Annotated in this window: 11 protein-coding genes; 7 read left to right on the top strand and 4 right to left on the bottom strand. The window is 42.4% G+C overall.

All coding sequences use genetic code 11. The features are described 5' to 3' along the window. The first annotated feature begins 64 nt into the window (after positions 1–64). The 3 genes from folE to C0J08_RS15490 all read left to right on the top strand — a co-directional run bounded on the left by folE (position 65) and on the right by C0J08_RS15490 (position 2437). The gene (folE, locus tag C0J08_RS15500; RefSeq protein ID WP_212652827.1) at positions 65–748 is read left to right on the top strand and encodes a GTP cyclohydrolase I FolE; all 684 of its coding nucleotides are present in this window, start codon (positions 65–67) and stop codon (positions 746–748) included. 129 nt (positions 749–877) lie between these two features. Beyond that, positions 878–1150: a hypothetical protein gene (locus C0J08_RS15495; protein WP_212652826.1), complete on the top strand. Its 273-nt coding sequence runs from the start codon at positions 878–880 to the stop codon at positions 1148–1150. 111 nt (positions 1151–1261) lie between these two features. Beyond that, positions 1262–2437: an MFS transporter gene (locus C0J08_RS15490; protein ID WP_212652825.1), complete on the top strand. Its 1176-nt coding sequence runs from the start codon at positions 1262–1264 to the stop codon at positions 2435–2437. Positions 2438–2467: 30 nt separating this feature from the next. Here the strand turns inward: C0J08_RS15490 and C0J08_RS15485 are convergent, their stop codons facing one another. Beyond that, positions 2468–3679 (bottom strand): MFS transporter, encoded by a 1212-nt coding sequence (locus C0J08_RS15485; RefSeq protein WP_212652824.1) that lies wholly within the window; start codon positions 3677–3679, stop codon positions 2468–2470. Between the two features lie 251 nt (positions 3680–3930). On the opposite strand from C0J08_RS15485, the gene C0J08_RS15480 reads away from it, so the two are divergent. After that, complete coding sequence (locus tag C0J08_RS15480) at positions 3931–5148, top strand: MFS transporter (RefSeq protein ID WP_212652823.1); 1218 nt, start codon at positions 3931–3933, stop codon at positions 5146–5148. A 9-nt stretch (positions 5149–5157) separates the two neighbouring features. On the opposite strand, the gene C0J08_RS15475 is transcribed toward C0J08_RS15480, so the two are convergent. Next, entirely contained in the window at positions 5158–6081 is a 924-nt protein-coding gene (locus C0J08_RS15475) for an AraC family transcriptional regulator (RefSeq protein ID WP_212652822.1), read from the bottom strand. A gap of 292 nt (positions 6082–6373) precedes the next feature. Here C0J08_RS15475 and exaC point away from each other — a divergent pair, with 292 nt between their 5' ends. Continuing rightward, entirely contained in the window at positions 6374–7891 is a 1518-nt protein-coding gene (gene exaC, locus C0J08_RS15470; RefSeq protein ID WP_212652821.1) for an acetaldehyde dehydrogenase ExaC, read from the top strand. Positions 7892–8003: 112 nt separating this feature from the next. Here exaC and C0J08_RS15465 read toward each other — a convergent pair whose 3' ends face one another. Together C0J08_RS15465 and C0J08_RS15460 are read right to left on the bottom strand one after the other, a co-directional pair. Beyond that, positions 8004–9554: an alanine/glycine:cation symporter family protein gene (locus tag C0J08_RS15465; protein WP_212652820.1), complete on the bottom strand. Its 1551-nt coding sequence runs from the start codon at positions 9552–9554 to the stop codon at positions 8004–8006. Positions 9555–9567: 13 nt separating this feature from the next. Further along, positions 9568–10008 carry a universal stress protein gene (locus tag C0J08_RS15460; protein ID WP_212652819.1) on the bottom strand — a complete coding sequence of 147 codons (441 nt, stop codon included), beginning with the start codon at positions 10006–10008 and terminating at the stop codon, positions 9568–9570. A gap of 278 nt (positions 10009–10286) precedes the next feature. Between C0J08_RS15460 and C0J08_RS15455 the strand changes: the two genes are divergently transcribed. Further along, positions 10287–11669, top strand: a complete 1383-nt coding sequence (locus tag C0J08_RS15455; protein ID WP_212652818.1) for an L-serine ammonia-lyase — start codon at positions 10287–10289, stop codon at positions 11667–11669. Between the two features lie 304 nt (positions 11670–11973). Then, positions 11974–13548: an inorganic phosphate transporter gene (locus C0J08_RS15450; protein WP_212652817.1), complete on the top strand. Its 1575-nt coding sequence runs from the start codon at positions 11974–11976 to the stop codon at positions 13546–13548. Positions 13549–13613 lie beyond the last annotated feature (65 nt).

The raw sequence follows: 13613 nt of genomic DNA, 5'->3' as shown, positions 1-13613 counted from the left end.
AGGACTTCTCTTTATTGAACGCCTTCATGTCATGGGACAGGGTTAAGTAACTTAGGACAAATTTATGAAAGCTAATATAGCGGAACAAACAGATTTAAACCGCCTCGCGTTGTCTGACGAGGCAGCAAAAGTACGTGATGCTCTTATTAAAAGTGGTTTAGAAACCCCGATGATTGATAATGGTCTGACGAGCGAAGAAAAATATCAGCGTATTAAAAATGCCTTTGAAGATGTGGTATCAACCCTTGGCTTGGATTTGACTGATGATAGCTTGGCTGAGACCCCACATCGTATTGCCAAAATGTATGTAAAAGAAATCTTCTCTGGTTTGGATTACGCGCAATTCCCTAAGATCACCGTCATTGAAAATAAAATGAAAGTGGATGAGATGGTAAAAGTAAGCGACATTAGTTTTACCAGTACTTGTGAGCACCACTTTGTGACTATTGATGGGTTGGCGAAAGTGGCGTATTTGCCCAAAACAAAGATCATAGGTTTATCTAAAATTAACCGTATTGTGCGTTTTTTTGCTCAGCGCCCACAGGTGCAAGAGCGCTTGACTCAGCAGATCTTAGTCACCTTGCAAACTTTGCTAGAAACCGACAATGTTGCGGTAAGTATTAGCGCTGTGCATTATTGTGTTAAAGCGCGAGGCGTTATGGATGCCAGCTCTTCAACGCAAACTACCGCTTTAGGTGGCTTATTTAAGCGTAGTGATAAAACACGTGGTGAATTCTTAGCTAAGTAAAGGCGGTTAGTTAAAGACAATTGCTGTGATGCTACATAAAAGAGTCTATTTACATAGGCTCTTTTTTTATGGCGTAAATTAGGGCAGAGTGTTTCGGTGTATAGCTCGATTTGCTTTGAGGCATTTGATATGACGGATAAAAAGAAAGTGTGGTTTCCGGCCAAAAAAAATGGTTGGGGATGGGGTAAACCAAATACATGGCAAGGATGGACAGTTCTTGTATTGTATTTGTTTACCGTTGTGATTGTTAGTTTCGTGAATGATCCTAAAGCGGATCTGATTAGATGGGCCATTCCTGTTGTTATTAGCACCCTTATTTTGATTGTTTTTTATTACTGGAAAGGTGAAGCGCCAAATTGGAAATGGAAAACCATTGAAAAAGAAAAACGTAAGTGGCGCTAAGAGGTCTTTAAATAGTGAACTTATGCAAAGGGATTATTAAGTGATTTTAAAGATTTAATTCGCACAATAAATGAGTTCAAATCACTCTTATTTTTTGGACAGGGATATTTCATGCGCACATCTGGCATATTGTTGTTTATTGCCTATCTAGGCTTTATTAGTCTGGGCTTGCCAGATGCCGCCCATGGTATTAATTGGCCATTTGTTCGCACGGAATTTGATGTGCCGACAGGTTGGCTTGGTTTGGTGATTGCCGCTGGTGGTATTGGCTATCTAATGTCTAGCTTTTCTGTCGGTTATCTAATGGCTCGGCTCGGTGTGGGTTGGTTACTGGTTGTTAGTAGCTTGCTAGTTAGCTTTGGTCTATTCGGTTTCTATTTCAGTACTTCTTTTATTGTTTTTGTTCTGTTTTCCATTGTGATTGGAATGGGGTCAGGGGCTATTGATGCTGGACTTAATACCTATGCCGCAGAGCATTTCTCTACTCGTCATATGAATTGGCTACATGCGGCATTCGGTGTCGGAGCAACGTCCGGGCCGATTATTGTGACGACTGTTTTGGTAAGTTTTTCGCAGAATTGGCGGTTGGGCTATGGGGTTCTTGCTAGTATATTATTTGTTATGGCCTTGGTGTTTGTGTTTAGTCGAAACCTCTGGGAAAGCGACAAACATGCACCTAAAAAAGCCGAGGAACAAGCAGATGACTTGCCCGCCATTACTCAACTACAGGCATTGAAACACCCCGTTATCCGTTTTCAGATCGTTTTTTTCTTTTTATATACCGGTGTTGAAGTCGGGGTTGGGCAGTGGGCCTTTACTGTGATGACTGAGTCAAGAGGTATCGCGTTAGCTACGGCCGGGACTTGGGTGGCGATTTATTGGGGCGCTTTGGCATTTGGGCGTGCTGTTTTTGGTTTTTTGGTTGAACGTTTTTCTGTTGATCAGTTATTACGTCTTTGTTTGGCTGGCGTTGTTTTAGGTGCGTTGTCTTTTTCTCTGAATATTGCCACGTATATGAGCTACTTGGGCTTGGCTTTAATGGGATTCTGCGCTGCACCCATTTTCCCATGTATGATTTCGCAAACCGTAACAAGAGTTGGTAAGAAATATTCTGTTCATGCTATTGGTTTTCAGATGAGCGCGGCGGTATTTGGAGCGATGACTCTGCCATTTTTTAGTGGCTTAATTGGCGAACAGTTTGGACTGACCTTTTTAGCTGTCAGCTTTTTGTTTTATGCGGTGTTATTATTTAGTTTGTTTCATATTATTTTAAGGCGTGCAGCCTGACCTCGGGACAGGCTTTGGCGAGTATTAAATTTAATCGTTTTCTTTGTCTAAGGTGTCACGCTTTAATAGGTTCGGAAATAAATACATCCACATGCCGACAACGGCAATTGTCCCAACACCACCAATAACGATGGCAGGAACCACACCGAACCAGGCTGCTGTTACTCCAGACTCGAATTCTCCTAACTGATTAGAACTACCAATAAAGACAGAGTTAGCGGCACTAACTCGACCACGCATTTCATCTGGCGTTTCTAATTGCACTAGAGTTGAGCGGATGACTACGCTGATCATGTCAGAAGCACCCAGTAGAATTAAAGCAAGCATAGAGAGAATAAGATTTTCAGATAAACCAAATAAAATCGTCGCGACACCAAAAGTAGCCACTGCCGCAAACATGATTTTACCCACACTGTGTGTTAATGGCCGACGCGCTAAATACACTGACATGAGCAGTGCCCCAAGCGCTGGAGCGCAGCGTAATAAGCCTAATCCCCATGGGCCTGTGTGGAGAATATCTTTGGCGACAATGGGTAAGAGTGCCGTAGCGCCCCCTAATAGAACGGCAAACATGTCTAAGGAAACTGAGCCCAAGATAACTTTATTACCACGAATGAAAGTAAGCCCGCCAAACAGATGTGTCATGCTAATAGGCGTCTTACCTCTCACTGTAAAGTTGTAATGTAAAAAGAACATAATAACGCACGAAATGAAGAAACAGGTCATGCTAGAAAGGTACAATGTGGTGGGGCCAATAAGATAAATGAGACCGCCCAGTGCGGGGCCTGCGATAACCGAAATCTCGCGCGCTGAAGCAATGGCGCTGACAGCACGAGAAAGTAGTTCGTTAGGAATAAGGTTAGGCAAGATGGCCTGATTTGCCGGCATTTCAAAGGCTCTTGCTGTACCTAAAAGCGCGGCGCAGAGATAAATCATCTCGGCGGATATTGTCGATGTCATATTACCATAGGCTAACATTCCGACTGTCATCGCCATGGAGAACCGAGTGCAAACACAGATTAATCGACGGTTGTAACGATCGGCCACGTGACCAACGACTAAGGTTAATAATAGTTGTGGCAGAAACTGGCAAAGACCTACTAAACCGAGCGCCATAGGACTGTTGGTTAGGTCGTACATTTGCCAGCCAATACCCACGCTAAGCATTTGAAAAGCGAAAGAAGAGGCAATTTGCCCGATCCAGAAGTGGACAAAATTAGCGTGTTTAAAAAGTGGTGGCATATTTCCTTAGCCTTGTATGAAGCAACTATTGGTATCAGTTACCAAGTTTTGAGAGCTGTATTCTAATACTAAGTATTGCATGACTCATCTTTTTATTATGCAAAGAGGTTATCTTGAATCAGAAACTTTATATAGAATGTGTTATTTTATCGTTCGCTTGATCAGGATGATCAAAGCTTCCCCTTTGTGTGTTCTATGTGAGTCTGCTCTGTCTGCGGACTAAATTACTAGTTTAATATCAAGGATCTACATTGATTAACACTGACACCTATTCTTCTCTCCAAGAACGCTTGTCCCGCTGGTTATTACTTTCATGCTTGATTGCTGTGGGTATTGGACAATCTTTTATTTTTACGTCTTTGCCACCAATAGGTCGTGAAATTGGCTTAGCTGATGTACGCATTAGTACGCTTATTACGGCTGGTGCCGCCACGTTTGTGGTTGCCGCCTTTTTATGGGGCAGTATTATTAATCGAATTGGCCGTGTGCGTTCAGTGATTATTGGTATGAGTTGTTATGCTTTTACCATTGGTTGCACTGGCTTTGTTCTTCAGGAAGCATTGGCAAAGAATTTAACCGCTGAACAAGCGTATGTTTGTGTTTTTGTTTTGCGCATTATTTTTTCGCTTGGCATTGCTGGTATTTTACCGTCAATTCAGACTTACTTGATTTCACATACTGATATAAAGCATCGTAGCTCGACGATTGCCATGATAGGTGCGGCTTTTAGTATCGGTATGATTTTAGGGCCCGCTTTTGCGTCTTTGTTAAGCGGCCTAGGTTTGACGGCGCCTTTTTATATTATTTCTTTTTTAGCTGGCTCCGCGGCATTGCTGGTGGTGTTGTTTGTTAAAGATACCAAGCATGTACGCCAATTTGTCAAACCAGCTAAAATCAATTGGTTGACTCAGCCTGTCATGCCATTTTTATGTATGTCGTCTTTGTCTATTTTGTCGATGACAGGCGTACAGCAAATTATGAGTTTTTTGATTCAAGATAGGTTTCAACTTGATGTGGCGCAGACCACCCATCAGTTGGGCTTTGCCATGATGACTATGTCCTGCTTTAGTATTTTAGTTCAGATGATATTAGTGCCAAGATTTCAGCTTGGTGTAGTGACATTGATCTTCTCCGGAGTAGGGGTTGGAGTGCTTGCTCAGTTGGCGTTTATCTTTTTAGATTCTTATGCTGGTGTGTTGTTTGCCATGGGGTTATTTGGTGCGGGGTTTGGTTTCCTTTTCCCTGGCATTGTGACAGCGCAAACATTGCTTGTGAAAGATGATCAACAAAGCCGCTTAGCCAGTATGAACGCCTCAATGCAAGGACTAGGTGCCGCATTGGGCCCTGTTATTCTTGCGTCATTGTATCAATTAGGTCAATTGGTGCCATTTTTTGCTTTGACAGTCGGTTTGCTGTTTATTTTGTGCGTTTTTATATACTGCAAAGCAAAGTTGAAACATGTTTTTTAGTCTTTTTGATTATGAGTGAAGTTTAGTTTGAGTCACTTGCCTAGGCGATATGCCAAAATGTTGATGGAAACGTCGACTAAAGTGGCTCAAACTTAAATAGCCTAATTCATAACTCACTTCTGTTACCGAACACTTTTCTTGTAAACGTTGATAGGCACGGCTCATTCGGCGCTGATGCTGGTATTCAACTGGTGTACAACCTAACTGGCGTTTAAAACACTCGTAGAAACGACTTCGGCTCATACAAGCCATTTTGGCGAGTTGGTTAATATCTAATGATTGAGCGAGGTTTTGTTCTATCCATTGTATGACGCAGGTTAATCCATTTGCATCCGGTGAATGTTGAGTGAACTGCAATAGCGCATCTCGTCCGTGGTGCCTGAGGATGCGTGTTACTAATTCACTAACCCCAAAGTCAACGAGTAAATCACGATCAGGGTCATTGCGTAGAAATTCGCTGGTTAGCCTATCAATTAACTGCTGTGTCGCTTGAGTGTGAAGAGTATGTAGATGTTGGCCGGCATCGAGAGTGACACCTGAAGGTAAAGAAGCCACCATAATGTCATTCATTCGATCACAGATTTGCGCCACTCTTTCTTGAGAAATAGCAATGGTGAGACAAGTGGTTGGATTATGAAACTGGGCTTCCGGAAAATCGATAAAGACTTCTTCTTTAGGGGCCAAGATAAAAGACTCATGGGGAAGAAAAGGGATGTTGTCATGCTCTTTGGTGTGCATGACTTTTGCCCCCGTTACCATTCCACAATACAGCAAAGAATCGGCTTTTAGGCTGACTTTTTGTGCTTGTTCATAAGTATCATAAATACTTAACTCTGAGTGTGGTCCTGCGAAACATACACGGTTTTCGACCAATTGTATTGGCGCACGTTTATGTTGCTGTAATGTTTTCTCTGTCGAGATAGAACGGCTCATTTACCAACCTCTTTGCCTGAATGTTTTTTATTTTAATTATGTGTCGTGGCGAATTTCCCTTCTCCCATAATCACTCTTGCTGGCTTTTGGGTCAATACAAAAGCAAAGCAAAAATGGATCGCCAGACAAGTTTCATGGACTCACAGGCAAGTTTTCTTTTCGCTTTATTCTTAATCTTAGTTCTTGGGTTCAAACAAAGATTAAACCTGAAGAAGCTTGTGCATGAAGTTGCGAGAATTGTAATTATGCTAAAGCTTCTTTAAATAAAAAAAACAACAATGGAGAAATTTTTATGATCTACGCACAACCTGGAACTAATGGTAGCTTGATTTCATTTGAAGCTCAGTACGGTAATTTTATCGGTGGTGAATGGGTTGCCCCGGTGAAAGGCCAATACTTCGATAATATTAGTCCTGTGAATGGTGAAGTGTTTTGTCAAATTCCTCGCTCCACTGAAGAAGATATCAATCTTGCCCTTGATGCTGCTCACGCTGCTCGTGCTGCATGGGGAAAAACCTCCGTTACTAATCGCTCCAATATCCTATTAAAAATTGCCGATCGTATTGAGCAGAACCTAGAAGCCTTAGCCGTTGCTGAAACATGGGACAATGGTAAAGCCGTTCGTGAAACCTTGAACGCCGACATTCCTCTAGCGGCTGATCACTTTCGTTATTTTGCTGGTTGTCTAAGGGCACAAGAAGGCAGCACAGCTGAGTTAGATGAACATACTGTGGCCTATCATTTTCATGAGCCATTAGGGGTTGTAGGGCAAATTATTCCTTGGAACTTCCCCATCTTGATGGCAGCTTGGAAATTGGCGCCAGCATTGGCTGCAGGTAACTGTGTAGTGCTAAAACCAGCAGAACAAACGCCAGCGTCTATTCTAGAGTTGGTTAAATTAATTCAAGACCTACTACCACCAGGTGTGCTTAATATCGTTAACGGTTTCGGTAAAGAAGCGGGTGAAGCGTTAGCGACGAGTAAGCGTATTGCTAAAATCGCCTTTACTGGTTCTACGCCAGTTGGGTCGCATATTTTGAAATGTGCTGCTGAGAATATCATTCCTTCCACGGTTGAATTAGGTGGTAAATCACCGAATATTTATTTCGCGGATGTTATGCAGCATGAGGAAGCTTTTATTAGTAAATGCGTAGAAGGATTGGTATTGGCTTTCTTTAACCAAGGTGAGGTGTGTACATGTCCTTCTCGCGCTTTGGTCCACGAATCTATTTATGATGAGTTCATGGCGTTAGTCATTGAGCGTACGAAAACCATCAAACGTGGTAATCCATTAGATACCGATGTGCAAGTCGGTGCTCAGGCATCTAAACAGCAGTTTGATAAAATAATGAGTTACATTGATATAGGTAAAGAAGAAGGGGCTGAATTACTAATAGGTGGTGATATCGAATCAGTGGAAGGGTTGGATAAAGGTTTTTATGTTCAGCCGACTTTATTTAAAGGTTCCAATCATATGCGTATTTTCCAAGAAGAAATTTTTGGGCCTGTGGTCAGTGTGACGACATTCAAAGATGAAGCTGAAGCATTAGCGATTGCTAACGACAGTGAGTTTGGTCTAGGAGCTGGAGTGTGGACGCGCGACACCAATCTTGCCTATCGCATGGGACGTAATCTTGAAGCGGGTCGTGTCTGGATGAACTGTTATCATCAGTATCCTGCTCACTCTGCTTTTGGTGGTTATAAAAAATCAGGTGTTGGTCGCGAGACTCATAAAATTGCATTAGAACATTATCAACAAACGAAAAATATGTTGGTTAGCTACGATGTGAATCCATTAGGCTTCTTCTAATCACACTTAGCAGACATCATATGAGATGAAAATGAAAGAGCCAAAAGGCAATGCCTTTTGGCTCTTTTTTTGGGTTATTAATCTTATTGTTATTTAAGACTGTGATTGCAAATTAATGTTTGTGTTTTTTTATTTCACCTGATTTAAGACGAGATAAATAAGAATTAAGTTCTTTTTTGACAATTGGCATCAAGCAATACAAGCCGATGATGTTGGCAACTGCCATTGCAAAAATCGCGGCATCAGAAAAGTCGATAACAGGTCCTAAACTTGCGGCGGCACCAATAATGACAAAAATACAGAAGATAATTTTGAAAGTTAGCTCAGCTCTTTTACCTTCTCCAAATAAATAGGTCCAAGCCTTTAAGCCGTAATAAGACCAACTAATCATGGTAGAAAATGCAAAAAGAATTACGGCAATTGCCAACAGTGTGGGGAACCAGCTAAAAGCGGAAGCAAAAGCCGCTGATGTTAAGGCAACACCAGACGAACCATCTGCTGTCATGATTGTTCCGCTCTCGTTCAAAATATACATGCCAGTATCTGGGTTGAGCATTAATTGCCCCGTAATGATGATGACAAGTGCGGTCATAGTACAAATAACAACGGTATCGATAAATGGTTCTAATAATGAAACAAAACCTTCGGTAATAGGTTCGTTTGTTTGTACGGCAGAGTGAGCAATCGCAGCAGAGCCAACACCCGCTTCGTTAGAGAATGCAGCACGTTTAAAGCCTTGAATTAACGCTCCGACTAAACCACCAGCAACGCCTAGCCCTGTAAATGCTCCTTCAAAAATTTGTCCAAATGCCCAACCTATTTTGTCAGCGTTAACAAGTAGGATAATCATCGCTGAACCAACGTAAAGAATGCCCATAATAGGCACTATTTTGTCGGTAACCCGAGCGATTGATTTTATGCCACCAACAATAACAATAAACACAAGGGCAGCAAAAATTACACCGGTTATCCATCCTGGATAATTGCCGATTACTTGAGTGAGCTGGGCATGGGCTTGGTTAGCTTGGAACATATTGCCGCCACCCAAAGAGCCTAAAATACAGAAAATAGCGAATATCCCAGCAAGCAGTTTGCCACCAGGAATATTGCGCTCTTTAAAACCTTTTGAAATGTAATACATCGGCCCGCCAGACACACTACCGTCTTTGTATTCGTTTCGATATTTTACCCCCAAAGTACATTCTGTGAATTTGGATGCCATTCCCATAAGGCCTGCCATAATCATCCAAAAGGTTGCACCAGGTCCACCAATTGACACCGCGACGGCCACACCTGCAATGTTACCAAGTCCAACGGTTCCTGAGAGGGCGGTTGCCAGTGCTTGGAAATGGCTGACTTCGCCTGCGTCATTTGGATCAGAGTAGTCGCCTTTTACCAAAGCTATAGAGTGTCCAATGCTGCGGAATTGAACAAACCCAAAGTAAACGGTAAAAATGGTAGCGCCTGTCACTAACCAAAGTACGATCCATGGAAAACTGGTTCCCGGTAGCGGAGCGAAAATTAAATTTACGAACCACCCCGTAGCGTTTCCAAACGCTTCATTAACAGCAGCATCTATGCTTTCTGCTGCCTTTAATGAAGAGCTTAGACTAAAAAGAATTAGGGCCGTAAGCGCGCTAAATAAATAAGTAAATTGTTTCATAATAGACTTTACCTCAACTGACAACGGTGACAGGAACGTTCGCACTCATGACCAAATTGGCCGTTACGCTACCGAATACTCTTGCGCTTAACCCCTGTTCAGTAGAGCGTGCAACGACAATTTGTTCGGCATTATTTTCTACTGCGATGTTGTTTAGGATGGTAGCGGCTTTGCCAAATTTGACAGTGCCAGATGCTTTTATACCGGCTTCTTTTAATGTGCTAAGAGCGGGGTCTATTACTCGCTCTTGGGCGTTTTGGGTTTCGACTTGTTTTTGTTTTTTTCGGAGGGAGTTTTCTTCTGGAGTTTGGAAAGTGTAGGGAGACCATTCAACAACACACACAATTTGCAGTTCGCATTCATTTCCTATGAGTGTTGCTAGCCGCTTTGCATAGGATAAGGCTCGATTCCCAGCTTCACTTCCATCAACCCCGACAATAATTGTTGCAGACATACCTGCGTCCTCTTTTGGGTGGGTGAGTCTTTAAGAGTAGGTGGTTTTTACAGTTAAGCAATTTTTATACGGGCTGGTTTTTTTACTTTGGCTTGGCTGATTTGTCCTGAAACGCCAAAAAGTTGCCTCTTTACTAACGTTGGCTTTATCTGATCAAAAAACGTCAGTTTCCAATTGGAAACTTTATTGCATAAGTGATAATTTTGCTCGCTAATCACTTCGTGTTTTGTATTTTTTATTGTTGTGTAGAAAACGCTTCACAGCAGAGGGTAATGGCTATGGCAATCAGTTTATTTGACCTTTTTAAAGTGGGAATTGGCCCTTCTAGTTCTCATACTGTTGGTCCTATGGTGGCGGCAAACCAATTTGCCCATCAGTTACAAGATCGGCAGCTTTTATCAAAAATTGGCCGTTTAAAAATTGATTTGTACGGCTCGCTTGGTGCTACAGGCAAAGGTCATGGAACAGGGACGGCGGTATTAATGGGACTGGAAGGTGAGCTGCCTGAGTTGATTGATCCCAGTTTGGTGAATGAACGTGTTGATCATATTGAGGCCTCTTCGCAGCTTAATTTACTTTCTAAGCACATTATCGCCATTGATGTCGCCGCGGATCTGATTTATCACCGTGTTGATCGTTTAGATTTTCACGCTAATGGTATGGTGTTGGTCGCTTTTGATACAGAAGGCGAGATTATTCATCAAGCGACTTTTTACTCTGTTGGTGGTGGCTTCATCGTTCAAGAAGATGAACAAGGTAATGTCGCATTGGTTGAAGATACCACTGAACTGCCTCATGTTTTTCATAGCGCAGAAGCGTTGATTAAGCTTTGTCGAGAGCAGGATAAAAGCATTGCGCAAATTATGTTGGAAAACGAAAAGCACTGGCGTACAGAAGAGGAGGTCAAGCAGGGCATTCTTGGTATTTGGGCGGTAATGAAAGAGTGTGTTGAACAGGGTATCCGTAATGAAGGTGTTCTGCCAGGTGGCTTAAAAGTGAAACGTAGAGCGGCTAGTCTTCATCGAGATTTGACCAGCAAAACACGAATGGACATGATTACTCCATCGTTAGGTGCGATGGATTGGGTCAATCTTTATGCGTTAGCTGTAAATGAGGAAAATGCTGGAGGAGGTCGAGTGGTAACCGCTCCAACGAATGGGGCTGCTGGGATCATTCCCGCCGTGTTGCATTATTATTGGGAGTTTTGCCCTCGTTCTAGTGAAGAGGGGGTGATTAACTTTTTCCTCACAGCGGCTGCAATAGGTTTGTTATTCAAAGAAAATGCTTCTATTTCTGGGGCTGAAGTAGGTTGCCAAGGGGAAGTGGGCTCTGCTTGTGCTATGGCCGCTGCCGGGTTGGCAGCAGCAACAGGTGGAACGCCTGAACAAATTGAAAATGCCGCTGAAATTGGCATGGAACATAATTTAGGTCTGACATGTGACCCTATTGGCGGTCTTGTTCAGGTGCCTTGTATTGAGCGAAACGCGATGGCGTCTATTAAAGCCATTAACTCAGCAAGTATGGCACTTCGCGGCGATGGAACACATTATGTCTCGCTTGATAAAGTAATTCGTACTATGCGAGATACTGGCAAAGATATGAATGATAAGTACAAAGAAACATCTCGAGGTGGACTGGCTGTTAATGTCATTGAATGTTGATCAGGTAAGTAAATTGATGCTGTCACAAAAATGACATAATAATGTAGTATTTTCTTAACTTAGTGCCTTTATAGGCACTTTTTTTTATCCTTTGTCTCGCTGATATCACTCTAAAATTTTAGGGTTTTTATCTTTAGGTTCCCAGTGTAGAATGACGCCAAATTTACATTTTACAAAAATGTGACGGGATGAATTGAGAGCCGAATTTAATTGAGGTGCTTGGAAGCATGTCGTTGTTGTGTTTAGGTTGACCCTTAGCACACAAAGATTTGGCATAGATTAATTACAGTAAAGAAGAGCCCGTATGGATCTTACAAATAACCCGAAAGAAGAATCCACCTTATTAAGTGGTCATGAGTTTGTTCGTGTATTAATTGCCTTAGCATTTGTTTTGGTGTCTGGTTTTTATGCTTCATCTAATGGCGTTGGGGTTTCTAATTTATCTATTTTAGCCATAGCTGCAGCTATTGGCGCTTATATGGCCGTAAATATTGGCGCGAATGATGTTGCCAATAACGTGGGGCCCGCGGTAGGGTCGAAAGCCTTGTCCATGACAGGTGCTATTTTGATTGCTGCTGTTTTTGAAGCGGCTGGTGCCTTAATTGCTGGCGGTACCGTTGTCGGTACTATTAAAAAGGGCATAATCAATCCTAATTCAATCGGTGATGCTGCTACCTTTATTTGGGTTATGATGGCTGCCTTGTTAGCGGGGGCTATTTGGCTTAACTTAGCCACTTATCTTGGTGCGCCTGTTTCTACTACTCACTCTATTGTTGGTGGGGTTTTGGGAGCCGGTATTGCTGCTGGCGGTTGGGATATTGCTAACTGGGATAAATTGATTGCGATTGTCGCTAGTTGGGTTATTTCCCCTGTGCTTGGTGGTGTCATTGCTGCGTTATTCCTAATTTATATCAAACGATCTATTACCTATAAAAATGACATGATCGATGCCGCTAAAAAAGTCGTGCCCTTATTGGTAGGTGCAATGGTTTGGGCATTTTCGACCTACCTTATTCTTAAGGGCCTTAAACATATTTGGAAGCTGGACTTTATTACGGCCGTTATGATTGCTTTTGCCATTGCGCTGACAGTTTATTTTATTGTTCGTCCAATGGTTGATAAAGCCGCGTTGGTACTGAAAAACGATAAAGATGCAGTTAATAGCTTATTTACATTGCCTCTTATTGTGTCTGCTGCCTTGCTAAGTTTTGCCCATGGTGCAAACGATGTTGCGAATGCAATAGGGCCTTTAGCCGCTATAAATGATGCGTTAATGACTGGCGCCGTTTCTAGCAAAGCAGCTATTCCTATTTGGATCATGATGGTAGGGGGCATTGGTATTGCGGTAGGTCTTGCTTTGTTTGGTCCTAAGTTGATCAAAACTGTAGGTTCTGAAATAACAGAGTTGGATAAAACACGCGCATTTTGTGTTGCTATGGCGGCTGCAATTACAGTTATCATCGCTTCTCAACTTGGTTTGCCAGTTAGTTCAACTCATATTGCTGTTGGTGGTATCTTTGGGGTTGGCTTCCTACGCGAATATTTGAAGCAATCTTATGAGAAGAAGTTAGCTGCTATTATTTCTCATTCAGAGTCTGCCGGTCACGACGGCCAGCAAACACAAGAATTTGTGAAACGCTTTAAGTTGGCTGATGTTGAAGAAAAACGTGCCATTCTTAAAGAGCTAAAGGCGGCTCAGGCTTCTTCCCCTATTTCTTCTCGAGAGCGTAAAGGCTTGAAGAAAGCGACGAAAAAAGAGTTAGTGAAACGTTCTGCACTTTTGCGAATTGCGGCAGCTTGGGTTATCACTGTTCCTGCTTCTGCGTTGCTTTCTGCAATGTTGTTTTACATGTTGCTTGGTTTTTCTGTCTCTCGTTAAAAAGTATAAAGCACACCTTAAACAGAAAAAGATTAGAGTTTCTCTGGTCTTTTTCTGTTTTCATT

Origin of the sequence: Marinomonas sp. CT5 (assembly GCF_018336975.1) — a bacterium.
Lineage (GTDB): Bacteria > Pseudomonadota > Gammaproteobacteria > Pseudomonadales > Marinomonadaceae > Marinomonas.
Note: the sequence above shows the minus strand (reverse complement) of the source record. Positions and strands in the feature narration are given on the sequence as shown.

What these genes read in the sequence shown, in the direction of transcription:
- folE (WP_212652827.1), top strand. Translation starts at nt 65, where the DNA reads ATGAAAGCTAATATAGCGGAACAAACAGATTTAAACCGCCTCGCGTTG.
- C0J08_RS15495 (WP_212652826.1), top strand. Translation starts at nt 878, where the DNA reads ATGACGGATAAAAAGAAAGTGTGGTTTCCGGCCAAAAAAAATGGTTGG.
- C0J08_RS15490 (WP_212652825.1), top strand. Translation starts at nt 1,262, where the DNA reads ATGCGCACATCTGGCATATTGTTGTTTATTGCCTATCTAGGCTTTATT.
- C0J08_RS15485 (WP_212652824.1), bottom strand. Translation starts at nt 3,679, where the DNA reads ATGCCACCACTTTTTAAACACGCTAATTTTGTCCACTTCTGGATCGGG.
- C0J08_RS15475 (WP_212652822.1), bottom strand. Translation starts at nt 6,081, where the DNA reads ATGAGCCGTTCTATCTCGACAGAGAAAACATTACAGCAACATAAACGT.
- exaC (WP_212652821.1), top strand. Translation starts at nt 6,374, where the DNA reads ATGATCTACGCACAACCTGGAACTAATGGTAGCTTGATTTCATTTGAA.
- C0J08_RS15465 (WP_212652820.1), bottom strand. Translation starts at nt 9,554, where the DNA reads ATGAAACAATTTACTTATTTATTTAGCGCGCTTACGGCCCTAATTCTT.
- C0J08_RS15460 (WP_212652819.1), bottom strand. Translation starts at nt 10,008, where the DNA reads ATGTCTGCAACAATTATTGTCGGGGTTGATGGAAGTGAAGCTGGGAAT.
- C0J08_RS15455 (WP_212652818.1), top strand. Translation starts at nt 10,287, where the DNA reads ATGGCAATCAGTTTATTTGACCTTTTTAAAGTGGGAATTGGCCCTTCT.
- C0J08_RS15450 (WP_212652817.1), top strand. Translation starts at nt 11,974, where the DNA reads ATGGATCTTACAAATAACCCGAAAGAAGAATCCACCTTATTAAGTGGT.